The organism is Burkholderia sp. 4M9327F10 (assembly GCF_005503145.1).
Taxonomy (GTDB): domain Bacteria; phylum Pseudomonadota; class Gammaproteobacteria; order Burkholderiales; family Burkholderiaceae; genus Paraburkholderia.
Map to the genome: position 1 here is coordinate 1 of NZ_SCNV01000089.1, position 24,436 is coordinate 24,436.

Here is a 24,436-nt window from a genome sequence, read left to right on the forward strand (position 1 = left end):
CGCACCGAGAACTTCGCGGGCGTCATGGTCGTGCGCATCGTGAGCGACTGCACCGATTCCCGGCCAGTGGTATGCAGGCCGCTGGGCTCCAGATACGGCACCGTGTAGCGTTCTCGGTCACGCCGGTACTTCGTGAAGTCATCCCCATAACGCACGTTCTCGCGGCGCTCGCCCGCTTCGCACGCAAACCAGATGCCTACCCGCCTGCACAGGCGCGTGACAAATGTGAGGTCGTCTTCGCACCACTGGGTAACGATTGGGCGCTTGCGGTAGCTGCGATAGAGATCGAACTGGAAATCCGCAAAAATGTGGTTGAACTCATGTTCGCGAAGAATCTTTTCGATAACCTCGGGTTCGCTCTGATCGAGAAAGAAGCGGGTGCGCGGCATGTTCCGTAGCAGCGCAAGGCGCGATTCCAGCGTGACCTCGTACATGGTCTGGTCGTGATTGCTGGCAATCTGCGCAAAGCTGGTGATCACGCCATAGACACGTCTCGCTGCCTCAGGTTTGCTCCAGCGGGTCGCGGCCGGTGGCTGGATGACAAACGTTGCCATCCTGTTGAGGTAGCCGCTACGCGGCAGGTCGCGCTGCGGGTGCGTGAACTCAATGGTGTACTTCGTCGGCACGCCGATGCCGCTCGTCCCCTTGAACGAGTAGATATCCGCAAGGGCGGCGCCCGGGGTTGCAGCGATTTCGAGACTGTAGAACGGGTGAACGTCAATACCCGGACGCACCGCTAGGTCGCGTGAATTCAAGTGTCCCCTCCTGGACGGAAGCGGCGGAGTCATCCGACGCCTATTAAGTTCTTTTCATGTTTGCCCAATTCTCCTTTTGGCGCCATCAGACAAGTATTAGAAATAGTCATAGATCATTAGAATCAGATAAATCTCACAAGAATTGACATCCAGCAGAAACTGCCTAATATGGCTGTTAATCAGGACACTCCAATACTGTCCCTGAACCCTGCAAGCCTGCGCAATGCGGACTTTGCTTTTTTCAGGTCCCTCCCCTGCATTTCCTCACCATGCGCGACTTCTATGCGGGCATCGCTACGGCCTCACGAGCGCACAGTTCAACGCGGTCCTTGGCCGCATCGCGCAGGAAGGCTGGGCCGAGCGCAAGCCCAGGTACGGATGGCAGTTCTCGCCGATGCTGACGACGCCCGAAAGCCTGTTGCAGTCGTACCGGTTACGTCTCGCGCTCGAGCCCGCGGCATTGCTCGAACCTGGCTACCGGCTGAATGCAAAGTACTGCAACGTTGTCGCGACGTGGAAAAGCACCTGCTCGCAGGCGGAATTGAAACCGACACCGCAGATCGGTTGCGCGAGCGCAACGAGGAAGCGTCCGAAGCGCTGCGCCAGCACTTGCTGCATACGCTCGATGCGCTGTCGCGCATCAGTGAAATTCTTGAACCCTAGCCGTCCCGAGACCCTTCATGAACATCGATTCATCTGTGTTGAGCGCTTTCGCACCGACGGGCAAGCTGCGCGCGTCGATCAATCTGGGAAATCCGATTCTGGCCAACCGCGATGCCACGACTGGCGAGCCGTTCGGCGTGTCCGTCGATCTTGCGCGTGCCCTGGCTGAGCGGCTGTCTGTCGAGCTCGAACTGGTGGTGTTCGATGCAGCGGGCAAATCGGTCGAAGCCGTCAGCGACGAGCGCGCCGACTTCGGCTTCTTTGCGATTGACCCGCTGCGCGGCGAAAAGATTGAGTTCACCGCACCTTATGTGCTGATCGAAGGGTTTTATCTCGTGCGCGACGATTCGCCCGTCCGGTCGAATCACGATGTCGATCAGCCGCATAACCGCGTCGCGGTTGGCAAGGGAAGTGCCTACGATCTCTTTCTGACGCGAGAACTCAAGCAAGCGCAGATTGTGCGTGCCCCCACCTCCCCGGCCGTTGTGCAGACATTTCTGGAGCAGGACCTTGAAGTTGCAGCTGGCGTGAAGCAGCAACTCGAAGCCGATGCGAAAAAAAGTCCGGGCTTACGGCTGCTCGGTGAACGGTTCATGGTGATCCAGCAGGCGATGGGCCTGCCGAAGCGTCGCGGCGCCGACGCGGCAACGGTGCTGCGCGACTTCGTCGAACAAATGAAGGCGTCGGGCTTCGTTGCCGAGTCGCTTAGGCGACATGGGATTGTTGGCGCATCGGTAGCGCCGAAAGCGTAGGTGTGGTTGCGGGCGAGCAGAACAAGGTAGTGGGCAAGCGGCGTACAGGATTTGCCGAATCCTGAAGGCGCCCTACGCGTACCCGTTCAGTAATGGTAACGGCACGAAACGATATTGATCTGCGTGCTCGTGATCTCGTAGACCAGTCGATTGGTATCGTCGATGCGGCGTGACCAAAAACCTGTCAGGTTCGCCTTTAGCGGTTCGGGTTTGCCAATTCCCTCAAACGGGGTACGCTGAACGTCTTTCACGAGTTGGTTAATTCGCTTGAGCGTCTTCTTGTCCTGCCCCTGCCAATAGACATAATCGTCCCACGCCTCGGCGGTCCACATGATATTCAGAACGCTCATTCGCCGTCTTCAACAAGCTTACGGGACTTGACCTTGCCTGCACGCAGTTGCGCGATGGATCGCTCCAGATGCGCAACGTTATTCGGCGACCGCAGAAGGTGTACCGTCTCCATCAAGCTGTCGTAATGCTCTTGCGACATCACAATAGCGTTGGGTGCATCGCGCCGGGTGATGAGCGTAACGTCCACGTCATCGACCACCTGATCGATCACGCGCTTAAGATTGGCGCGTGCGTCGCTAAACGGAATGGTGCGCATAGATTCGCCTCGATAAAAACTTGTACCAGCAATAGTACAAGTTTATCACGCCCGTACGCGACCTGTACAATTTATTGCACAGGTTCGGCGCCGCATCCACAAACCTCGATAAGCCCTCGGACGCGACACAGCGAACCTGAATCAAACCGGCTTCGCCATCCAGTTCGCAAAACACGCCAACACCTCGTCCCACAACGGCTTTGATTTTTCCCTGAAATAACCCATATGGCCGATGTTTCCGTCGAACCGCTGCGGGTCAATGTCGACATAAGAAAGAGACGCGTTGCGATACGCCTGCATGAAAGCATTGCGAGACCGAGGCAAGGCCCACAGGTCATCCAGTGCGTTCGCGGCGACAATCCGGCTGGTGACAGTAGCGTACTGCTCGCTCATGCCCGGCATGGCTGGGTCGTCAAAAAAGTAGTGGGGAAAGCGGCACCAGTGCCGCCATTGCCAGAAAACACCAGCCGGCAGATCCTCTCCAATCCCCAGCATTTTCCCCGGGGTATAGCCCTTCCAGAGGGTCAGCGGCGACAGCACCAGATGCCACAATAACCGCACGCGCAGGCTCTCTCGCCTGGGCATCCAGCCATGCCAGCCGGCGCCCGTGGCAAACGTGTACAACCCGGCTACCTTGCGATGGTTGGGCAGCAAACCGAAGGCGTGACCACCAAAGGAATGGCCCACGATAAACAACGGAATCCGCGGCTGCGCCATCTCATCCACTGCAGCCGCCAGGTCGAGCCTGCCCCAGTCGAGATAGCTCATGTTGAGCTGCTTCAATTTTTCCGGTCTGGAAAGACCGATCCCGCGATAGTCCAGCGTCAGGACAGTGAAGCCCCGCTCACGCGCGTACACCGCAAAACGCTGGTAAAAGCCCTGCGGTACGCCCGTGGCCCCGGCAACAATGAGATGTGCCCTGGCAGGCTCATCAGCAACATATTTCCTTGCCGCCAGCCGATACCCATCTTCGGCCAGCAGCGTGACACTTTCCACCTGACGGCTTGCCTTTGCTCTTTCCTCCATCTCCGGCCTCTCTATAACACCCGTTATAACGATGACCGATGCTAGACTATAACGAGTGTTATAGCAAGGATCGCCAATCGTGAAACATGAAGAAGATGTCCCAAGAGAGCGCCTGATCGGTACGGCGGTAGACCTTTTGCGCAGACGCGGGCTAAGCTCCACAAGCATCCGGGAACTGGCGAAGCATGCGAATGCCCCGCTGGGTTCGACCTACCACTATTTCCCGGCGGGCAAGCCTCAATTGATCAGTGAAGCCGTGACCCAGAGCGGCCGGCACGTCAGCGGATTGCTGAACAAAGCCTTGGCGGAAGGCCCCGTGGCCGGTCTTGAAGCCTTCCTGACCAACTGGCGTTCCATTCTCATAGAAAGCGAATTTAAAGCAGGCTGTCCAGTCATTGCAGTCGCGGCGGACGACTCGTCCGGCGAAGGAGAAGGCTTGCCGCTAGCGGCAGCAGCCGAGGCGCTGCGAGAGTGGGAACGGCTTATATCGCAGGGCCTGGCCGAAGCCGGGATGGAAGAACCGGAAGCATCGGCCATGGCCACCTTCATCATTGCCTCGGTTGAAGGCGCGATTTTGCTGTGCCGAGCGGTCCGGTCCATTACACCGTTCGACAACGTGGCCAAGCTACTGACCTCGCAATTGCGTGCGCAAACGTCGCGCGGCACTCGCGCGCGAGGTGCCGGTAAACGGTCAGCGCGAATCGTTCGATGAAGGCGCCATGCGCGTCGGAGTGAGGAAGCGCGTCGGCCTGATTCGCAACAGGCCTCTACGCCACCTCATCAAATGCAGTACTGCATGTCAACGTCTCCCACGCGTCAAACCGGCGGCGACCACCGGCGTCCCACCGCCCTGCTAACGCAGATCGACGATAGTCGTGTTGTAAGTCGCACCGCCAATGACGACGTTGTTCAACGCAATACCGTTGACGTTGTAAGCGTAAATCGGCCCCGGCGTCGTAGCGCTGGCTGTGCCGTCGCTAACCGGCGTGCCGAGGTTGCAGTTCGAAATCGTGACGCCGGTAATGGGCGGAATCGCCGGCGTAGGCGCCGGTCCGTTGTAGTCGAAACCGACCGGCCCCTGCGCCACAATCGCCTGAAAACACGACCCCGTGACGCCGTTCAGCGTCACATTGCTCACCTGCACGTTTGAAATATTGACGTTCTGCACCACCGGCGGATTTTCCCGCACGGCGTCGCCGGCCGGACTATAGTCGCAATCGAAGGTAATCAGGCCGCCTTGCGAGGCGGACGGATTGCCCGCCGTGGCCGTCACCACGCCAAGCGGCACCGTGCTATTGATCGGACTGCCCGCCAGCAACGAACTTCCGTAGCCGCCGCCCGCGAGATTGACGCCGTTCGGCAACGTCACCGTATCGACATAGAAGTTCTTCACGAAGCCGCCGCGATTCATGTTCGTCTTGATGCGGATAGCTATGTTGAGCGGGTTGCTGGCCCAGTTCTGGTTAAGCATCTGCAGATTGCGCGCGTAGATGTTCTGCACGCCGCCGCTCATCTCACTACCCAGCGTGATGCCGCCGTGTCCGCTATTCATCGTGCAGTTCTGCACCACGTGGTTCTGCGCGGAACCGTATTCCGTATCCAGCGCCTTGCCCGACTTGATCGCAATGCAGTCGTCCCCCGTGTTGAACGTGACGGTATCGCACAGCACGTTGCTGCAGGCGTCCGGGTCGAAGCCGTCGTTGTTCGGCCCAATGCTGTCCGCCAGCACGCCGCGTATGACCACGTTGCGGCAATCGGTCGGATGATGTTGCCAGAACGGCGTGTTGTTGGTGTGGTAGTTCTCCGTCAGCACGTCGGTGCAGCCGATGAACTCCACCATGCATGGGCGCAGGTAATGCCCCAGGCCAAAGATCCGTTGCGCAACCGGCACCCCCGCTTCGGACAGGGCCGGCAGATAGTTCTGGTCCTGTTGCCAGGGTGTCGTCGGGCTGGTCAGTTGCGCGTAAAGCGTCTCCGAAATGTTCGGGACAACTGTCTTCAGGTCGACGTTGTTCGGATTGACATAGGCCTGCGATGGAGTCGACGAACCTGCACAGCCGTATGCCCCTTTCGAGCCCTTGTAGGTCCACCAGCAAGTACTCGTGTTGCCGCTGCCGGCGAAAGGCGTCATCGCCTGGCCGTTCAGGACCGAAGTGGTGTCTTCGCCCGTCAACGCGATTTTCGTCTGGTTGCGGGCATAGACCGGTGCGCCGAAATTCAGGCAGTCGTTTGCCTGCCAGCGGCTGTAGAAGAGATTGCCATTGGCGCCGCAATTGACCGGACCGTCCTTGGCGTAGTCCGCCGGATTGGGGCTGAAGTAGATCGTGCAATTGACGCTCAGGTGGAAGTTGACATTGCTCAGCAGCACGATCGGCCCCGCGCAATACCAGTTGCCCGACGGCACCACCACCCGGCCGCCGCCGGCCGCGTTGCACGCCTGAATCGCCGCAAGAAACGCAGGCCGTGAATCGAATGCGCCCGCCGCGTTGGTCTGGCTGGCGCCCGGACTGGTCGGCGAGCTCGAGCCGGTGTAAGGATTGGTTGCGGCCACAACCGCGCAGGGTTGCGCGCCGTAACTGGTCACCATGAAATCGGTACCCGGGAACATCGACTGCGTGATGCCCTGCAACGAGTTGATGATCTGCGTGGCGGCGCCGGCCGGCCCCCAGATCGGATCGGTAGGGGTGGGGCCGGCCCCTGAGTCGGTAGCGGCGGAACCGTCAGCGGTGGAGCCGTCAGTGGCAGAGCCGGTCCCTGAGCCCGCAGTTGCGGCGCTGGCGGAGTCCACGCTGCTCGCCACGCTCCCGCCGCACCCTGGCAACGTGCCCAGTAGTGTCGCCCCCGCGGATGCTCCGGCGAGGACCATGAATGCGCGGCGACCAGGCGAACCCGGTTCGCTGCTGTTGCGGCTGCCCTGCTCCCTGCCTCGACTGACGTTTCTGTTGCGCGTTGCCATGAATGCCTCCTGATGTTTTTCTGGTTTTGCCTAGCGTTGTGCTGAACGTTGGCTGACCCGGCGGCACCGGTCCTGAGACCGCAAGGGGCACGATCGTTCAGACTCCGAACTACCTGCCCATGCCGCGAAGTCAGGTCCATTTTTGTTTTACAAGATGAAAGATGTCAAGCCATAACATCGAAGCAAAAAACTTGCTCCCAAGCCATCGATCAAGGAAGCCCGGTTCAGCCGCGGTGAGTCGGACAGCGTAAAAATCAAGGGCTCGAACGTCTTGCCGGCTGTCGTCAGGATAAGAAGAGAGGTCGAGAATTTGTGTTTATGCCAGAAGAAAATCTGGCTAAAATCTCACTTGCTTGACAACTTTTGACCAATCGGCATGATTGGTCCCATACGACCGACAAGGATGAGACCCGTGAAAAAAATTGCATTAAGTGGCGCGGCTGGCCAGCTTGGCCGCGTATTGCGCAAAGCCCTGCTCGAGCGCGGCGTCGACTTGCGTTCGGCGGCGGGCTCGCGCCCGCTGGAACCGCTGGTTGCCGGCGAGGACGTGATGCACGGCGACCTGCGCGATCCGGCCGTGGTCGACCGGTTGATGAGCGGCGTCGACGTGCTGATCCATCTGGCGGGCACCAGCGTCGAGCGGCCCTTGCCCGAAATCATCGAGAACAATCTGCGTGGGCTCGTCGAGGTGTATGAAGGAGCGCGCCGTCACGGAGTGCGCCGCATCATCTTTGCGAGCTCCAATCACGCCATCGGCATGCATCCTGTCGAGGACAAGCTCACGCTCGACTGCGATTTCCGCCCGGACGGCTTTTACGGTTTGAGCAAGGTATGGGGCGAAGCGCTCGCGCGGATGTACTGGGACAAGCACGGCATCGAAAGCGTGTGCATCCGCATCGGCAGTTGCATTGAAAAGCCCACGGAATTCCGTCACCTGAGCACATGGCTGGGCTTTGAAGATCTGCTGCATCTGATCGAGCAGTCGATCAACGTGCCCGATCTCGGCTACCTGGTGGTCTGGGGCGTCTCCAACAACACGCGCAGCTACTGGGACAATTCCGGCGCCGCACGCCTCGGTTATCGGCCGGGCCAGAACGCCGAAGACTATGCTGCGGATATCCTCGCCCAAGCCAATCCGCTCGACGCAACCGCCCAGCGGTATCAGGGCGGCAGCTTCGCCAGCTTCGACTTCACTGCGCAGGAGCGCAGAAATCCTCAGCGCTGACTAACACGCTGACCAACGCGCTAACTAACGCGCTGAGGAAGTGGCCGCGGCCTGAGCCGCTGCCACGCTAAATGATTCCGCTGCAGCCGTGTTCCGAAGCGCGGTGGCGGAACTGCGCCGCGCATCCGGATAGCCATCCTGTGTCTCGCGCCAATCAGAACACCGGATGCCCATTGATCAGGCTCGGCAACCAGGTCGAAAACATCGGCACATAGGTGACGATATTGATCGCGCTGAAAATAGCCAGGTAGTAAGGCCAGGCGATTTTCGTGGTCTCCCCGATGGACACATCGCCAATCGCACAGCCAATGAACTGCACGGAGCCGATCGGCGGGTGAACAAGACCCAGCGAGCAGTTCAGCAGAATCATGATGCCGAACTGGACGGGACCGACGCCGTAGTGCATCGCCATCGGCAGGAACAGCGGCGTGGTGATCAGGATATGCGCGGCCATGTCGACAAACGTGCCGAGGAACACCTGCAGGATGTTGATATAAAGCAGCATCAACCAGGGGATGGTCGTTGCGTGTTCAAGCAGATGTTGAATCGCATCGGGAATTTCCAGGTAAGCCATCTGGAAACGCAGCATGTTCGACACGCCGATCAGCAGCAGCACCACGCCCGTCGTCCGCGTCGCACGGGCCAGCGCCATGGAGAGCTTCTTCAGCGTCATGGTGCGGTACACGATGAAGGTCAGCACCAGCGAGTACGCCACAGCAATCGCGGCCGCCTCGGTCGCCGTTGCAATCCCCTTTGCCACGCAGGTCAGGATGATCAGGATGACCAGCAGGCCAGGCAACGCGCCGACGAACGTCTTCGCCACCATGAACCAGCCGGGAAACTTCGGCAGCTCGGACGAACCGTCGGGGCGGCGCGGAAACTTGTAGCGGACCGCCTGCAGGTAGGCGGCGAGCAGCACGAAGCCCATCACCCACAGCACCGGAATCAAGCCGGAAAACAGCAGATCGCCAATCGACACGCCGCTCACCGACTGCCCCGCCACGATCCCCGTAATGCCCTGCGCGGCAAGCGCATAGATGATCATGTTGGTGGAGGTCGGCATCAGCGCGCCGGCCAGCGACGCGTGAGTCGTGACGTTGACCGCGTAAGCCGCGCTATAGCCTTCGCGCTTCATCAACGGAATGACCACGCCGCCCATCGCCGAGGTGTCGGCGGTCGGCGAGCCGGACACGCCGCCAAACAGCGTGCAGGCGACAACGTTGGCCATGCCGAGTCCACCGCGAAAGTGCCCGACCGTGGCCTGGGCAAAGCGCAGGATGCGATCGGCGATACCGCCGTGCAGCATCAGCTCGCCCGAGAAAATGAAGAACGGAACCGCGAGAAACGAAAACGCGTTGATGCCCGACACCATCGACTGGATAGCCGTCGCTGCCGGCAGCCCTTCATGCAGGTAGGTCAGAATGCAGGACAGCCCCAACGCAAACGAAACAGGAACCCCCAGCAGGAGGAAGACCAGAAAACTGATAGTAAGAATCAAAAGTTCCATGATTGATCACGCCCGCTTCCGCGCGAAGAGTTCCAGTAGATGTTCGATTGAGAAGAGAATGGTGCAGGCGCTGGCGGCGAACGGAATCGCATAACGGACGGCTTCCGGCAAGCCGAGGATCGGGATCTGGTCGTCGAGCGTGGTGGTCGCCATGTTCCATGCGCCGAAGCACACGGCAACCGAAAACGCCGCCACGCAGACCTGCTGGAACACCGCCATCGCGAGCTGACCTCGCGGCGGCAGTTTCTTGACCAGCGAATCGAGGCCGATATGCCCGCCGTCGCGCACTTTCAGGGCGGCGCCGAAGAACGCAATGACGAGCACCAGCAGCAGGCCGATCGGTTCGACGTAGTCGGGCGCGTCGTCGAACACATAACGCATGATCACGCTGTACATCACCAGCACCGTCAAGACAGCGAGGCAAACCGCGGATACTGCCGCCACCACGCGAGCGAGCACCCCGAGCGGGCGTTTCACGAAGTTCATCTATCTCTTCCTCGTACATGCCAGGGCGGCCGCGACTGCCCGCGCGAACCAGCCGGCAAACCAACAGGGACTCGCCAACGACGAACGCCGGAAAGCCCCGAGATTGCTCCGCAAGGGTTTCCGGCAGCGCTGGCGATAAGAACGGCTTACTGGGTCGCCTCGATCTCGTTGACGATCTGCTTCATCTCCGGCGTCTTCTCATACTTCGCCCATACCGGCTGCATCGCCTTCACGAAGGCCGCACGATCGATCTGCGAAGCGGGCGTAATCGTCACGCCGGCCTTGGTCACGGTCTGGACGCCGTCGGCTTCCTTCGCGGTCCACAATTTGACGTAGTAAGGCACCGAATCGGCCGCTGCCTTGCGGATGGCCGTCTGTTCCTGCGGCGTCAGCGTGTCCCACACCTTCTTGGAGAACACCAGCACTTCCGGCGTCATCGAATGCTCTGTTTCGGAGAACTGCGTGGCCACTTCGTAATGCTTGGTTTCGACGTACGAAGGAATGTTGTTCTCGGCGGCGTCCACCAGACCCGTCTTCAGGCCCGTATAGACTTCGGCGAACGGCATGGGGGTGGGCGTGCCGCCCATCGCCTTGATTTCGTCAACCATCAGATCGGACGGCTGCACACGCACCTTGAGGCCCTTCAGGTCAGCCGGCGAGTGAATTGCTTTCTTGGCGTAGATCGACCGCGCACCGCTCTCGTAGAACGTCAGTGCAATCATGCCTTTCGCCGCAAACGCATCGAGAATCTTCTGGCCTTCCGGGCCGTACATGACCTTGCGGAACTGCTTGACGTCGCGAAACAGGAACGGCAGCGAGGGAATCATCGACTCGGGCACGATTTCGTTGAACGCCGCGGCGTTGGCCCGCACCATGTCGATCGCGCCGACGCGGACCTGATCGATCGTGTCGTTTTCCGAACCGAGTGAGCTGTTGCTGAAGACCTTCACGCTATCCTGGCCGTTGGTCGACTTGGCAAGTTCATCGCCCATGTACTTCAGCGCCATGACGGTCGGGAAGGTGTCGCTATGCACGTCGGCGACACGGAAGGTGCGCGCCTGCGCCGCGCCTGCGCTGAACGCGAGAAGCGAGGCCGCCACCAGCGCCGACACACCCCTCAGGGCGAAACTTGTTTTCATCGTGTGATCTCCTCAAAAATGAATCATCAATCGACTGTGTCTGGCGCGATTCGAACCTGCTCCGGATTCCCGTCCTCGAATCGCTCTGCGGCGAGCGGCGCTGACCTGACGCCTGCTTCACTCTCGAATGGGCACAGCCGCTACGGTCGATCCCCTGCCGATTTACAACTTGGCTCAATGCTCAATGTTGTAAGACAAGATGGCATTGTATTGATATCTCCTCCGGTTGCGGCCTAGGACATACCCGTACGCCGGATGGATGGTCCAGGCCGCGGCAAATATGCTTTATGGGCCGGTTTAGCCAAGGCCGTCGCCGGCCTCGCAGCCGCACGCTGACGTTCAATACCGGCTCGATGGCGTTTATACGGCCCCGCATGATGTCTTACACATTGATCCTGCGGCCCGGACCGGCACAAGCGCCAGCCCAACGCAGCTATGCCCTCCGCAAGCCACGAGCGAGCGCAACCGGCCCGTCCCGGCTTCGAACCGGGCCTAAGGCCGCGGCTCATACTTCAGGTCGTCAATCACACGCGCTATCGCCTTGATGACCTGTCCCGCTGCGATCAGGCGCGAGCATTCGAATTGCCGCTCGGTCCCGGCATGGCGCGGACACCACAGGTAGTCGGTGTTGTCGAATTCGACGCTCGTGTCGTTCCAGCAACTGTTGCAGGCGTGAAAGTTGATGACCCGGTACGGCGTCTCGAACTCGTTCTGCGGGTGCGTGAATCCACTGATCATCACGACCGGCTTGCCGAGCGCCCAAGCGAGCCACGATAGGCCGCTCGACAGGCCGACGAAGAACTCGGCATGCAGCAGTAGGCTGGCGCGTTGCTGGAGCGGCAGATCGCCGGTGAAGTCCTCGGCGCCATAGGGAATGTGGTTCCACTGAAGACCTTGGCCGGTCAACGCGTCGCGGTCGATGCATAGGACGCGGTAGCCCTGGGCCTTCAGATAGCGGACTGTCTCGTACCACCCCGTCGGGTTGTTCCAGTGCTTGCACTGCGACGACGCCTGCGCCGCAATGCAGACATAAGGCTCCGCGATCTGCCTGCGGGTATCGCGAACGCCGATTCGCGGCCGGCACTCCCGCGCGGGCAAGCCGAGCAGCCAAGCAATGGTTCGCTGCAGGCCGCTCACGCGATAGTCCGTGGGCTGATGGGTGCGGTCGCTGCTCGGAAAGAAGATGCCGAGAAAATAGCTGGCGTAGAAGCCGTACACTTCGGCGTCCTCGTCCTCGGGATGGACATAGCGCAATTGCGGGTAAGCATCTTCAAACAGCGTCCAGAGCGCCTCGCCCATCGAGACATACATCTCACACTGATGCCGCTTGCGAAACTCATCCACGTACGGAAACCACGCGATCACGTCGCCAATCGTCGAGACCGGCAAGCGCGCGTACACCTTTCTGCCGTGCAGATCCTGATCGTGCTCGAACACCAGCTCGCCGTCGCGCAGCACTTCGATGCGGAACCGCACGTAATAGCGGCTGCTGCTGCACACCGTTGCGTCCGCAACCGCCTCGTCGAACAGCACCACGTCTGCATCGCGATCCAGCAGACGCACCCGCCAGCCCGAACCGCTCACCTTCACGCGGCAGCCGTAGTTGAAGTCGTAGCGAATGCCGGCTGGCCCTTCGAACAGCGGCTCGCCGAGATTGACAAAGGAGGTCTGCCCCGCCTCGGCGGCGGTCCCAGTGGCCGTCCCGGCAGCCGCCCCTGCGGCCGGGGCACCGGAGAGCTGCGGCTGGCCGGCCCCGTTGGGTTGCGAAGAAACGTTCATCGATCGGAGCCGTTAATCACGGGAAGGTCTGCCCCGGGAAGGCCACAAACGCCTTGCTGCAGTCCACCGTAGGCGCTGCCGCGATCGCGGTGTTGCTGGTCACGCTCACGTTGCTGGTACCCGACGACACCAGCGGCACATTCACGTTGTTGCCGAGCGTAATCGCGGCGTCGCTCGATGTGACCGAGAGCGGCGTCACATCGGCTACCACGTTGTTCAGCGTGATGCCCAGCGGATTCACCACCGCCGGGCTGGGCACGGCCACACTGCCGGTCGGCCAGCCTTGCAGGTTCGGACTCGCCGAATTGAAGCCTTCGAATGTCCAGCTCGCCGCACTGACTTCATGCAGGCCGTTGATCGTGATGTTCTGATAGCCCGGATAGAGACCCGCGTTGCCGGTTGGCGTGTAGTACGGCGTGATGATCACGGCGGCCTGCGGCGAGGCATCGAGCGTATTGGGGCTCGGATTGCCCTGCAGGCAGATGTTCGAGTAGTTGGCGTTGGATACCAGGCCGCCTTCGCTCCAGTTCGTCTTGATCCGCACGCCGTTGTCGGTGTAGTTCATCGACAGGTCGTACACGTTGACATTCGACACGCTCGGATAAACCAGTTGCCCCTGCACCAGCAGCGGCGTGGTGTTCGCAACCACAGCCGGATCGGCGCTGGCCAGGTTGGCCGGATTGCCGTCGAGCCCCGACGTCTGACTGCCGATCGACATGCCGTGCCCGTAGAAGAAGTGGTTATGGGCAACCGTGATGTTGTAGACGCGGCCATCGGCGATATTGGATTCGCCCTTGATCGCCATGTTGTCGTCGCTGTCGCTGATGTACGAATAGGCCACCAGCACGTTGCTGATATCGCCGGTAAAGCTGCCTGCCGAACCGCTATAGCCGCCGGGCAACGCAGGCGACGCCGGAGTCGCCGAAGTCGCCGGGCTCTTGCTGCCTGGATCGATACCGTCGGTGTTCTTGACCGAGGCATAGCTGTACGGCGCGCCCCAGTAATTGTTCATCGCCTGGTAGACCGCGGTCGGGGTGAAGATCTTCACGTTCCACGCGGTAAAGCCGTTGATGCCGGTCGGCGTGACGTGGAATTTGGGCGCGTTCTGCAGCGTCAGGTTGTACAACGTGAAGTTGTACCCGTAGAGTGGCTCGATCAGACGCGGATTGTTCTCGTCCTCGCCGGAGATCGCCTCATTGCCCTCCCAGCCGAGATCCCACCAGCTCATGTTGCTGCCGTCCGGGCGCGTGATGAGTGGCGGCGCGCCCGCTGCCGCGAGGTTCGCCGCTGTCGTGTAGAGCGGCTGACCACCCTGTCCGTCGATCGTCCCCGGGCCCATGATCGCGTTATTGCTCGTATAGATCTTTGCCGAGCCGCTATAGACCACGTTGCTGATCAGCGGCTTGCAGCCGTCGTCGTTCGGATAGATCTGGCCGCAATAGTAGGTGCCGTTGCCGGCAATTGCGCTGGTCGTGGCTCCCGTGGGCGCGGCGTTGGGAGTCCCGGGCAGGTTCGCCGTGGATGCCCCCGTGGTGCCCGATTCGTACTGCGTCGGATCGCGCGAGGCGAACAGCGTCACGCCCCCGTCGATCACCAGCGTTACGCCACCAGACATCGACAGCGGCCCCGTCAGAAACGCATTGTTGGCGCCGTTCGCACTCAACTCGACCACGCCGTTGGTGCTCAGGGTGTTGGTGGCGGTGTAGGCATTGGCCGCGTTCGCGCAGGCATACAGCGCCGCCTGGATACGGGCGGTATCGGGCGCCGTCGAACCGGCCGTCGCCTCGGTTGTGGTGGGCAGCAAGCCATTGCTCTGCGTCGCGTAACTGGCCGTGAGGCGGCACGCCGCGTTGGCCGGCGGCAGCGTGGGCGTAGTCGGCGCGGCCGGGAGGTTCGGGTCGCTCGTCGTCGTGCCGACCTGATAGGCCGCAGCGGTGCTCGCCGCCGGTGTGCTCGCGGCCGGCGTGCTTGCAGCGGGGGTACTCGCAGGGATGCTGGTGCTGGACGAACCACTCGCAGGCACGGTATACGCGGCACCTGAGCCGCCGGCCGCACCCGACGATCCGCCTCCACCGCAGCCGGCCAACAGTACCGCTATGAGACCGGCTGCATAAATATGGTTTGAATTCCTCATCAATTCCGTCTCCCTTCAATAGTATGTGTTCTGTCCCGGTGGCAAGCCTGGTTGCCTGGCTTGCCCCTCGCGGTGCGCGTCTTACCACTTCCACTGCGCGCCCAGTTCACCGCCGTAGTCGTGGGTGTTCGTGCCATACTCGGCACCCAGCTTTGCAAAGACGTTGGTGCGCGAACTCACTTGCCAGTCGGCGCCTATCTCGAGCTTCGCGGCGTTGCGGTCCGACGGCGTGCCGAACACCTGCCAGTTCTCCTGCGGCGCGCTGGCAAGCGCCGCGGTGAGCGACTGATCCGCGCCCGTCAGGCGGTGCTCCCATGCCACATCCGCCTGCAGATCGAGCGCATGGCCGAACAGCCACATGCCCTGCTTCAGAAAGCGAACGCCGAGAATGCTCGAAAGCGCATTGGTGTCCGCCGAGCCGTAAGTCAGCGCGCTCACGCCGCCGCCTTCAGTCGCGCTCTGCTGCGCGTAGTGGCCGGCACTGAGCGCCGCGTAAGGCTGCACGGTCCCCACGGCGAACGCGAGCTTCATCCCGGCTTCGCCGTATAGCGCCAGGCTCGACGTATTGAAGGTTGAAGTGTCGTGGTTCGACACAGCGCCGACGCTCACCTGGCGCGAGAGCCGGTTATTCCAGTAGCCCAGTCCGGCGATCCCGGTGGCGTACAGCGGACTGCCGGCGGGCGTCCAGAAGCCATACAGCTCGGCCTGTGCACCATCGGTGCGGGCGCTGGACCCGTCATTGGAGAAGTCCACGTTATCGTTGTTGAGCATCAGCGCGACACCCGCGCGCACGGTCTGCGTCAAGCGCTGGTCGTAGCCGAGCGTCAACGCGGCCGAATGATCGTCGTATGGGTTGCTGCCCAGCGCGGCGTCGCCGTCGGCCGAGGTCTGCCGATAGGCAGCGTTCACCCACAAACCGCGCTGGATGGCCGGGTCGAGGTTCGCCAGATGCAGCGCAACCGTGTCCTGCGCCTCGCCCGTGCGCGCCTCGGCAATCTGCCGGAACGGCACGGCGTCGACGCCGGACAACTGGCTCAGCGCGCTATAGGCCTGCGCCGTCGTCGTGACGATCAGCGCGTTGGTGACCGCGTTGCCGCGCTGGTCATAGAGGCGGGTCAGCGCGCTAGCCACGCTGTTCTGGTTGGCGGAGTCTGCCGGCAACGCAAAACTGAACGCGGCCCCGGAGCCGTTGGTCGTGCCGGTGGCGGTCGTGGTGGTCGAACCGGTACCGGTGCTGTCCGTGGTGCCGGAGCCGGTAGTCCCACCCGTGGTGCCGCTGGTCCCCGAAGTCGCGGGTGCGTTCAGCGTAACCGTGACAACCCCGTTCGAGTAGCCGACGGCAGGGGTCAGGTAGGCGAAGTTTGAAGTCACCGTGCCAAACGCGCCGGTCTGCAAACCGGTATACGTCAGCACCGTGTACGTGGTCCCAATGGAATAGGCACCGCTCAACGAAGTCAGCGTCAGCACCGCGCCCGAGCCTATCGTCAGATTGCCTGTGACTGCAGCGGTGCCGCTCGCACCGCCTGCGTTGACCGTCACGTTGTAAGTAGAGCCGCTCTCGAGACTGAGCGTGCCGCTCACGTGCAAGCCGGCCCCCAGCGTGCTCTGCACGAGTGTGCTGCCGCTCGTCATCGTAAGACCCGGCGTGACCGTGCCGGTACCGGTGACGACCGCGCCGGCGCCCACCGTGAGGTTGCTCGCCGTGCCGTCGACTATCACCGTACCTGAGGACACCGTGGTCCACGAAGCCGAGCCGCCCGCGAGAATGTCCTGCACCCCACCGCTATTCACGGTGGTGCTGGTCGCGCTGCCGCCGGAGTCGACCTGCTGCGTGCCGCCCGCCACCAGCGTGCCTTGCGCCGTGCCGCCGGTTGCGACCTCCTGCACGCCACCGCTGTTGATGGTGGCGCTGTAGGCATAGCCTTCGACGACACCGTCGATATACTGGTAGCCGCCGTTGTTCACAATCGCGTTGTTGGACACGCCGCCCGCCAGTACCAGTTGCGAGCCGCCGCTGCCCACCGTGGTCTGGTTCGCCGTGCCGCCCGAGACAATGCTCTGGCTGCCGCCGCTGTTGATGGTGCCCGCGCTTGCCAGCCCGCCGGAGGACACCACCTGGCTGCCACCACTGTTCACCACACCGCCGATTGCAATCCCGCCGTTGGTGACGGTTTGCGTGCCGTTCGCGTTGATCGTCGTGGCGCTCGCTACGCCACCGGACGAAACATTCTGGCTGCCGCCGCTGTTGATGACGCTGCCCGCCGCCACGCCACCGTTCGCCACCGTTTGCGTACCGCTGGCCTCGATCGTCGTGGCGCTCGCGACACCGCCCGACGAGACCGTCTGGTTGCCGCCGCTGCTGACCACGCTGGCAAGCGCCAGTGCACCGTTGGCGACGGTCTGCGAACCGCCGCTGCTCACCACCGATCCGGTCACCGTTGCCGACTGCACGTTCTGCACCCCGCCGACCTGGATCGTGGTGCCGCTGACGATCCCGCCGGCGCTGACGTTCTGCGTTCCGCCGCTGCTGACCTGCGTATAGAGTGCCGTGCCGCCGCTCGCCACCGCCTGCAAGCCGCCGCCGTTGACGGTCGCGCTGATTGCAGCGCCACCCGACAGGATGCTCTGCGTGCCGCTGTTGTTGATCGTCGTAGCACTTGCCACACCGCCCGACGACACCACTTGCATGCCGCCACTGCTGACCACGGTGTTGACCGACACACCGCCGCTCGCCACACTCTGCGTGCCGCCATGGTTGACAGTCGCACCGAACGCCGAGGCGCCGGACATCACGCTTTGCATCCCGCTGCTATTGATGGTTGTGCCGCTCGCCACACCACCCAGCAAGGTTTGCGTGCCACCGCTGTTGACGGTCGCGCTGAGCGCGAGACCACCTGACATCACGCTCTGTGCACCGCTCGCGTTAATGGTCGTGCTGGTCGCGATGCCGCCTGACGACACCACTTCGCTGCCGCCACTGTTCACGAGCGTGCGCACCGACGAGCCTCCCGACAGCACGGAAAGGCTGCCACCATCTTCCACCACCACGGCGGAGGCGAGGTTGTCCAGGATCGAGAACGTACTGGCTGAGCCCGATGACGACACATAGCTGCCCGACAACGTCTCCGCGGTGTTGGCAATCAGCGCAGCCCCGGCGCTCTGCACCACGCCCGTTGCGCTGCCGCCGGCCTGCACGTTCAGCACGCCGCCGCTGTTCACCAGCGTCCCGCCTGCCACACCACCCGAGGACACCACCTGGGTGCCGCCACTGTTCACCACCGTGCCGCTCACGTTGCTGCCGCTCGACACGTCCTGCACGGCGCCGCCGGACTGATTTGGCAGAATCGCCGGAGGCAGCAGGTTGTTCTGGGTGCCGTCGAGCACGACGTCGTCAACCGTCGCGCCCGAGGTCACGTTTTGCGTACCCCCGGCGTTCACCACACCGCTGGTTACTGTGCCGCCGCTCGCCACATTTTGCGTACCGCCGCTATTCACCGCGGTGCCGATTGCCGTGCCGCCGTTGGCAATATTCTGCGTGCCACCGTTGTTGATAGCGCCGCCGACGGCCGACCCGCCCGAACTGACGTTCTGCGTGCCCCCGCCGTTCACCACCGTGCCGCTCGTCACCGCACCGTTGGCGACATTTTGCGTACCGCCGTTACTGACGGTTGCGCTAACGGCAAGACCACCGCTCAGGATGTTCTGGGTACCGCTGTTGTTGATGGTGGCGCCGCTTGCCACACCGCCCGCGGACACCACTTCGCTGCCGCCGCTATTGATCACCGTATCGAGCGAGGTGCCGCCGTTGAGCACGGACAGCGTGCCGCCGTTCTCGAGCACCACATTGGAAGCGGTGTTGTTTGCAATCGAGTAGGTACTCGACGATGCCCCCGACACATAGGTGCCCGAGAGCGTGGCCGAGGTATTGGTATCGAGCGCGGCGCCTGCGCTCTGCACAACGCCAGTCGCACTGCCGCCGGCCCGCACGTTCAACGTGCCGCCGCTGTTGAGCACCGTCGCGCTTGCCGCGCCACCTGACGACACGACCTGGTTGCCGCCGCTTGCAACCGCCGTGGCCGACGCGCTGCCTCCAGCCGCGACGTTTTGCGTACCGCCCTGGTTGACGGTCGCGGCAACAGCCGAGCCGCCCGAAAGAATGTTCTGCGCACCGCTGCCGTTGATGGTGGCGCCACTCGCCACCCCACCCGAGGACACCACTTCGCTGCCGCCGCTATTCACCAATGTATCGAGCGAGACGCCACCATTGAGAACAGATAGCATGCCCGCGTCTTCGACCACCACGTTCGATGCGGTATTGTTCGAAATCGAAAACGCATGCGTCGATCCCGACGATACATACGTACCCGCAACCGTATCCGCCGTATTGACCACCAGCGCCGCCCCGGCGCTCTGCACGACGCCTGCGGCGCTGCCGCCCGAGAGCACGCTCAGTTCGCCGCCGCTCGTGACTACCGTGTTGCTGGCCACACCGCCCGACAGCACGTTCTGCGTGCCACCTCCGTTGACCGTTGTACCGTTCGCCATGCCTGCGGATGACACCACCTGGCTGCCGCCCGCATTCACCGAAGTCGCCGACACCGTGCCGCCACCCGCGACCTGCTGCACACCGCCGCTGCCGAGCGCCGCGCTGACGGCCGAGCCGCCGAGGCTCACACTCTGCGTACCGCCGCTGAGCGCTGTGCCGATGGCACTGCCGCCCGAGGACACGACTTCGAGACCACCGCTGTTCACGATTGTGGCGAGCGAAGTACCGGCCGACGCGGTGCTGGTCTCGTCCCACACGGTCTGAATCCCGCCACCGTTGACGGTCGTGCCGCTCGCCACACCCCACTGGAGCGAGACGCTGCCGCCGCTATCGACCGTCGTGCCGCTGATATAACCGCCCGATATCACCTGCACGCTGCCGCCGCTGATCACCGTCGTAGCGAATGCAGAACCCGCGCTACCCGCCGATGCCGACACGTTGAGCTGACCGGTGACCGCCGTGCCGCCGGAATTCAATCCTCCGCCGACCGTCGTGCCGCTGGCGACGCCCGACAACGCCAACCCCAGGGTGCCGCCGCTCAACACGGTGTTGACCGCAGTACCGCCGCTTGCGACCTTCTCTGTGCCGCCGGCAAACACCGTGGTCGCATAGCTGCTCCCCGCACCGGACATGACAAGCGAGCCGCCCGACATCACCTCCGTCGCAGAGGCCACGCCGCCTGAAGACAGTACCTCCTGGCCTCCTGACTGCACCGTCGTATTGCTGGTCACGCCGCCACCGGACGTGCTGCCCACCACGATCTTGCCGCCGTTGAGCACACCCGCCGAGATTGCCGTACCGCCCGAGCTGACATAGAGCGAGCCGCCCGAACTCACCACCGTGTCATACGCCACCCCGCCACTGGATACCGCCTGCTTGCCGCCGGACACGACCGTATTGCTGGCCACGCCACCCGCCGAGACTGTCTGGTTGGCGGACGTCGCAAGCAATGTGGCTCCGTATGCCACGCCACCGGACGACACAAACTGCGTCCCGCCCGACGAGACGACCGAACTGCTCGCCACCCCGCCCGACGATACGATCTGCGTACCGCCGGACGACACGAACGAACCGATTGCGACGCCGCCGCCGTCGACGGTCTGGTTGTTGCCCGCAGTCACCGTCACGCCTGTGGATGTCACCCCCGACGTCACCGAGGTCTGTGCATGCACCGTCAATGGGACCGTCTGCAGCAGCGCGACGCCCATCAGCAGGCGCGCGAGTCGCGACAGGCCAATCCTCTTTCGGCCAAAACAACGGACTCCGTATTTTCTACGGCAAGTCAAGCTTCTCATTCCCTCTGTCTCCCTGATGTGCCTTATCGTGTTTTTTGTTGGACTTGAACCGCTTGCAGCCGCCGTCGCGCTATGTGGCGAACACCGGTATGCGGCGAATCACATTCTTGACCTGCTCAGTCGTAATCAGCCGCGTGCATTCGAACTGACGCGGTGTACCCGCATGACGCGGGCACCACAGGAAGTCCTTGTGATCGAACTTCACGCGCACGTCGTTCCAGCAGCTATTGCAGGTGTGGTAATTGATGACGCGGTAGGGCGTCTGAAATTCGTTGGTGGGGTGGGTGAAGCCGCTGATCATCACGACCGGCGTGCCGACTGCCCATGCCAGCCACGACAGACCGCTGCTCAGGCCCACGAAGAATTCCGCATGCCTGAGCCAGCGCGCACGCTCGGCGAGCGGCCGGTCGCCGGTATGGTCTTCCGCACCGTAGGGGATGTGATTCCAGACCATGCCCGTGCCGTGGGTGGCCTTCTGGTCCACGCAGATCACACGGTAGCCGTGGTCCTTTAGAAACTGCACCAGCTCGCGCCACCCCGACGGGTTGTTCCAGTACTTGCACTGGGTCGTGCTCTGCGCGGCGATGCAGACGTATTTTTCGGCAATCGGCCTCGTATCGTCGGGAATATCGATGGCAGGCGGCGCCTCTTGCGGATCGACACCGAGGATATAGCCGGCGGTCCGGTGCAAACCCACCAGCCGGAAGTCACTCGGCTGACGCACATTCTGCTCGTCGTCAAAGTACAGCCCGATGTTGTAGGTGGCGTAGTACTCGTCGGGGTCGAGTTCTTCCGGAGTCTTGAACCTGATCGACGGGTACAGATTCCTGAACAGCGCGATCAGGTTCGCGCCCATCGCACAGGTCAGCCGGCAGCGATGCTGTTCGCCGAACTTGACGGCGTAAGGGAACCAGGCAATCAGATCGCCCAGCGTGCCCACCGGAAACTGGATCAGAACGTTCTGCCCATTGCAGTCGAAGCGATGCCGCAGGACCTCCTGGTCACCCGAGCGGATTTCAATCTGAAACGGCACAAAGTACTTCTTGCTGCTGGCAACCACGCCCGCCTTGATGTGAGTTTCGTACAAGGTGTTGTTGGTCTGCGCATCGCTCAAGCGCACGTGCCAGTCACCCTCCGGCAAGGCGACCCGGCAACCGTCGTTGAAGTCGAAGCGAATCCCTTTGCCGCCCTGCTGGGTCGGCGTCGCGGCTGGATCACGGAAGTTTCCCACCACGACTGGCAGCGTCGCGGATTGGGCGGCGGACGATCCGGCGCTCGTGCTATCAACGGCCGCAGGCTTCTTTTTCATGAGTCTCGCTCCAGACGCCACGCCTGGCAGATATCCAGACCCGGCAATGACAACTGCCTCCAGGCTCGTCCGAATCTTCGCTCATCAAGCAATACGTAAGTTATGCTTAACAATTGACAGGAGCCAGTAAGACTTGATGCGAAGGTGGCGGCGTCATCCGGCGCCACCTCCCTCAACCTGCTACTGCATTAGAACTGGTGATTGATACCCACGGTCGCCGCGAACTGGCTGCGGCACGATGCAGCGGACTGCTCGGCAATAGCTGCCGTCGCGTTGATGACCTTGCCGCCGTTGATGGTCTGGCCGTTGGCGCGCTGGAACGCTTCCAGTACGTAGATACGGGTGCGCTTGGACAGGTTATAGAGCTCGGTCAGGTTGATCTGCTGGTAGCTCGCAGCATCCTGGACACCGTTTGCCTGAGTGGCGCGCGTGTAGCTATAGCCCGCAGCCAGATCCCACGACACAACCGGGCGATAGTGCAGCACCGCGCCACCGGTATTGAAGATCGCCGTCGTCGAGAAGCCGGAATTGGGACCGGCGATGTATTGCACGTTCGAGTACGACGCCGACACATCCCACTGCGAGTTGAACTGATAGCCGCCCGTCACGGCGAAGCGCTGCTGTGCCGCCGCATTCTGATAGCCGTTCGTGATGCTGGACTCGCCCTGCTCGCCGGTGCCCGAGTAGGCGGTCGAGCTGGAGCTCCACGCGCCGCCGCCGCTTGTCGCGTTGTTAAAGCGCGCAAAGCCGACGCCGATGCCAGCCGCGCCCGCCAGATACTGCGCGCCCACGCTCCACGTCGAACCGGCGTTGAAGCTGCCGGCCACGCCGCCCAACGCGTACATGCCGCTCAGCTTCACCCCGCCAAAGCTCGGCGAGGTGTACATGAGCGAGTTGTTGACGCGGTAGTCGGTATCGAGCGCATCGAGGTCGCCCGGGTGGGCGCCGAGGGCGCCGGTCAGCCACGGGGTCGGGCCGTACTGCGCGAGCATGTTGTAGTAAGGCGTGTACTGACGCCCTGCGGTGAAGGTTCCGTAGCTCGCGTTGGTCAAGCCGACCCAGGAAGCGCGGCTGAACATCAGGCCGGATTTGCTCTCTGCGCCGGTGTCGGTGTTGAAACCTTCTTCGAGCTGGAAGATCGCCTTCGTGCCGCCACCGAGATCTTCGCTGCCCTTGAAGCCGAAGCGCTCGCCGCCCCACACCCCTTCGAGCATCTTGACCACCGCTTGACCGCCCTTGGTCGCACCGGTCGAGGGCGCCTGGCTGCTCAGGTAGCCGACTCCGGTATCGATTATCCCGTAGAGGGTCACGCTGCTCTGCGCGAACGCCCCGCCCGTCGCGAGCATGGCCGCCATGCCGGCGGCGGCTAGCCCGGCTTCTTTGTAACGCTTTTTCATCAGATCATCCTTTGTTGTCATCGGAGTTATGGCGGCACGTGATGCCGCACGAAATTGCCTGGCCACCAACCGGCACCCAGTAATCGCTCTCGTTGTCGCATATGTGCCGACATGCTGACCGGCACGATATGGAGTCCTTATCGTATGCTTCGCCGCCTGGTCTCCTGCGCGCGGCCTGACTACCAAAACGTGCTTTTAAAGCCTGCTTTCCGAATACGTTTCGAATCCGGTACGGTTGCCAGAAGCACCCTGCTGCTTCGGGCAACCGCGTGCCTCACTCAGTGAATCTCCGGCTCGCCTGCGGTGCTGCCGCTAGTGGAGCCGCTCGCGCCCTCGCGCTGCAGGAAGTCGAAGTCGCAGCCCTTGTTGGCCTGCATCACATGCACCTGATGCATCGCGCCGTAGCCGCGCGTGAAGCGCGGCGCCGGCGCGACCCATGCCGCCTTGCGGCGCGCCAGCTCCTCGTCCGGCACCAGCACGTTCAGCTTCCTCTGCGGCACATCCAGCTCGATCAGGTCGCCGTCCTGCACCAGCGCGAACGGCCCGCCAATGAACGACTCCGGCGCCACGTGCAGCACGCACGCCCCGTAGCTCGTGCCGCTCATCCGTGCATCCGAGATACGCAGCATGTCGCGCACGCCCTTTTGCAGCAGCTTCTTCGGAATCGGCAACTGGCCCCACTCCGGCATTCCCGGCGCACCCACCGGACCCGCATGCTGCAGCACGATCACACAGTTCTCGTCGATCTCCAGCGCCTCGTCGTCGATGCGCGCGGCCATGTCGTTGTAGTCGCTGAACACCACCGCCCGCCCCGTATGCACGTGCAGCTTCGGATCGGCCGCACCCGGCTTGATCACCGC

General features: G+C 62.5%; 17 protein-coding genes and 1 pseudogene. 4 read left to right on the top strand and 14 right to left on the bottom strand.

The genetic code is table 11. The annotated features are described in order from the left end of the window. Positions 1–755, bottom strand: a 755-nt coding sequence (locus FFS45_RS38740; protein WP_249363108.1) for a phage late control D family protein, incomplete at its 3' end; no start/stop codon positions are given. Between the two features lie 292 nt (positions 756–1,047). Here FFS45_RS38740 and FFS45_RS38745 point away from each other — a divergent pair. Both FFS45_RS38745 and FFS45_RS38750 read left to right on the top strand, forming a co-directional pair. After that, positions 1,048–1,418, top strand: a pseudogene (locus tag FFS45_RS38745) (GntR family transcriptional regulator); the annotation flags it as partial. A gap of 17 nt (positions 1,419–1,435) precedes the next feature. Next, the gene (locus tag FFS45_RS38750; RefSeq protein ID WP_137959891.1) at positions 1,436–2,170 is read left to right on the top strand and encodes an ABC transporter substrate-binding protein; all 735 of its coding nucleotides are present in this window, start codon (positions 1,436–1,438) and stop codon (positions 2,168–2,170) included. 86 nt (positions 2,171–2,256) lie between these two features. On the opposite strand, the gene FFS45_RS38755 is transcribed toward FFS45_RS38750, so the two are convergent. The 3 genes from FFS45_RS38755 to FFS45_RS38765 all read right to left on the bottom strand — a co-directional run bounded on the left by FFS45_RS38755 (position 2,257) and on the right by FFS45_RS38765 (position 3,803). After that, a complete protein-coding gene (locus tag FFS45_RS38755; RefSeq protein ID WP_137959892.1) occupies positions 2,257–2,520 on the bottom strand; it encodes a Txe/YoeB family addiction module toxin in 264 nt (87 codons plus the stop codon). Beyond that, positions 2,517–2,777 (bottom strand): type II toxin-antitoxin system prevent-host-death family antitoxin, encoded by a 261-nt coding sequence (locus FFS45_RS38760; protein ID WP_137959893.1) that lies wholly within the window; start codon positions 2,775–2,777, stop codon positions 2,517–2,519. Before FFS45_RS38760 ends, FFS45_RS38755 begins: the two co-directional genes overlap by 4 nt. Before the next feature lie 141 nt (positions 2,778–2,918). After that, positions 2,919–3,803, bottom strand: a complete 885-nt coding sequence (locus FFS45_RS38765; protein WP_137959894.1) for an alpha/beta fold hydrolase — start codon at positions 3,801–3,803, stop codon at positions 2,919–2,921. Between the two features lie 79 nt (positions 3,804–3,882). Here FFS45_RS38765 and FFS45_RS38770 point away from each other — a divergent pair, with 79 nt between their 5' ends. Continuing rightward, entirely contained in the window at positions 3,883–4,515 is a 633-nt protein-coding gene (locus FFS45_RS38770) for a TetR/AcrR family transcriptional regulator (RefSeq protein WP_137959895.1), read from the top strand. Positions 4,516–4,656: 141 nt separating this feature from the next. Here FFS45_RS38770 and FFS45_RS38775 read toward each other — a convergent pair whose 3' ends face one another. Next, positions 4,657–6,669: a glycoside hydrolase family 28 protein gene (locus FFS45_RS38775; protein WP_249363109.1), complete on the bottom strand. Its 2,013-nt coding sequence runs from the start codon at positions 6,667–6,669 to the stop codon at positions 4,657–4,659. A 502-nt stretch (positions 6,670–7,171) separates the two neighbouring features. On the opposite strand from FFS45_RS38775, the gene FFS45_RS38780 reads away from it, so the two are divergent. Next, positions 7,172–7,984, top strand: coding sequence for an NAD(P)-dependent oxidoreductase (locus tag FFS45_RS38780; protein ID WP_171029875.1), 813 nt, complete (start codon positions 7,172–7,174; stop codon positions 7,982–7,984). A 154-nt stretch (positions 7,985–8,138) separates the two neighbouring features. Here the strand turns inward: FFS45_RS38780 and FFS45_RS38785 are convergent, their stop codons facing one another. The 9 genes from FFS45_RS38785 to FFS45_RS38825 all read right to left on the bottom strand — a co-directional run. Further along, positions 8,139–9,491 carry a TRAP transporter large permease gene (locus tag FFS45_RS38785; protein WP_137959898.1) on the bottom strand — a complete coding sequence of 451 codons (1,353 nt, stop codon included), beginning with the start codon at positions 9,489–9,491 and terminating at the stop codon, positions 8,139–8,141. 6 nt (positions 9,492–9,497) lie between these two features. After that, positions 9,498–9,977: a TRAP transporter small permease gene (locus FFS45_RS38790; RefSeq protein WP_137959899.1), complete on the bottom strand. Its 480-nt coding sequence runs from the start codon at positions 9,975–9,977 to the stop codon at positions 9,498–9,500. A 146-nt stretch (positions 9,978–10,123) separates the two neighbouring features. Continuing rightward, positions 10,124–11,116 (bottom strand): TRAP transporter substrate-binding protein, encoded by a 993-nt coding sequence (locus tag FFS45_RS38795; RefSeq protein WP_137959900.1) that lies wholly within the window; start codon positions 11,114–11,116, stop codon positions 10,124–10,126. 492 nt (positions 11,117–11,608) lie between these two features. Beyond that, positions 11,609–12,895: an autotransporter strand-loop-strand O-heptosyltransferase gene (locus FFS45_RS38800; protein WP_137959901.1), complete on the bottom strand. Its 1,287-nt coding sequence runs from the start codon at positions 12,893–12,895 to the stop codon at positions 11,609–11,611. A gap of 16 nt (positions 12,896–12,911) precedes the next feature. Next, entirely contained in the window at positions 12,912–15,029 is a 2,118-nt protein-coding gene (locus FFS45_RS38805) for a glycosyl hydrolase family 28 protein (RefSeq protein ID WP_137959902.1), read from the bottom strand. Between the two features lie 81 nt (positions 15,030–15,110). Further along, positions 15,111–20,870 carry an AIDA repeat-containing protein gene (locus tag FFS45_RS38810; RefSeq protein WP_137959903.1) on the bottom strand — a complete coding sequence of 1,920 codons (5,760 nt, stop codon included), beginning with the start codon at positions 20,868–20,870 and terminating at the stop codon, positions 15,111–15,113. 70 nt (positions 20,871–20,940) lie between these two features. Further along, positions 20,941–22,179, bottom strand: coding sequence for an autotransporter strand-loop-strand O-heptosyltransferase (locus FFS45_RS38815; RefSeq protein ID WP_137959904.1), 1,239 nt, complete (start codon positions 22,177–22,179; stop codon positions 20,941–20,943). 188 nt (positions 22,180–22,367) lie between these two features. Beyond that, a complete protein-coding gene (locus tag FFS45_RS38820) occupies positions 22,368–23,576 on the bottom strand; it encodes a porin (protein WP_137959905.1) in 1,209 nt (402 codons plus the stop codon). Positions 23,577–23,854: 278 nt separating this feature from the next. After that, a partial coding sequence (locus tag FFS45_RS38825; RefSeq protein WP_171029876.1) for a dihydroxy-acid dehydratase occupies positions 23,855–24,436 on the bottom strand: 582 nt, incomplete at its 5' end.

Excerpts from the sequence above, each read along its gene's own strand:
- FFS45_RS38750 (WP_137959891.1), top strand. The coding sequence starts at position 1,436 with ATGAACATCGATTCATCTGTGTTGAGCGCTTTCGCACCGACGGGCAAG.
- FFS45_RS38755 (WP_137959892.1), bottom strand. The coding sequence starts at position 2,520 with ATGAGCGTTCTGAATATCATGTGGACCGCCGAGGCGTGGGACGATTAT.
- FFS45_RS38760 (WP_137959893.1), bottom strand. The coding sequence starts at position 2,777 with ATGCGCACCATTCCGTTTAGCGACGCACGCGCCAATCTTAAGCGCGTG.
- FFS45_RS38765 (WP_137959894.1), bottom strand. The coding sequence starts at position 3,803 with ATGGAGGAAAGAGCAAAGGCAAGCCGTCAGGTGGAAAGTGTCACGCTG.
- FFS45_RS38775 (WP_249363109.1), bottom strand. The coding sequence starts at position 6,669 with ATGGTCCTCGCCGGAGCATCCGCGGGGGCGACACTACTGGGCACGTTG.
- FFS45_RS38785 (WP_137959898.1), bottom strand. The coding sequence starts at position 9,491 with ATGGAACTTTTGATTCTTACTATCAGTTTTCTGGTCTTCCTCCTGCTG.
- FFS45_RS38790 (WP_137959899.1), bottom strand. The coding sequence starts at position 9,977 with ATGAACTTCGTGAAACGCCCGCTCGGGGTGCTCGCTCGCGTGGTGGCG.
- FFS45_RS38795 (WP_137959900.1), bottom strand. The coding sequence starts at position 11,116 with ATGAAAACAAGTTTCGCCCTGAGGGGTGTGTCGGCGCTGGTGGCGGCC.
- FFS45_RS38800 (WP_137959901.1), bottom strand. The coding sequence starts at position 12,895 with ATGAACGTTTCTTCGCAACCCAACGGGGCCGGCCAGCCGCAGCTCTCC.
- FFS45_RS38805 (WP_137959902.1), bottom strand. The coding sequence starts at position 15,029 with ATGAGGAATTCAAACCATATTTATGCAGCCGGTCTCATAGCGGTACTG.
- FFS45_RS38810 (WP_137959903.1), bottom strand. The coding sequence starts at position 20,870 with ATGAGAAGCTTGACTTGCCGTAGAAAATACGGAGTCCGTTGTTTTGGC.
- FFS45_RS38815 (WP_137959904.1), bottom strand. The coding sequence starts at position 22,179 with ATGAAAAAGAAGCCTGCGGCCGTTGATAGCACGAGCGCCGGATCGTCC.
- FFS45_RS38820 (WP_137959905.1), bottom strand. The coding sequence starts at position 23,576 with ATGAAAAAGCGTTACAAAGAAGCCGGGCTAGCCGCCGCCGGCATGGCG.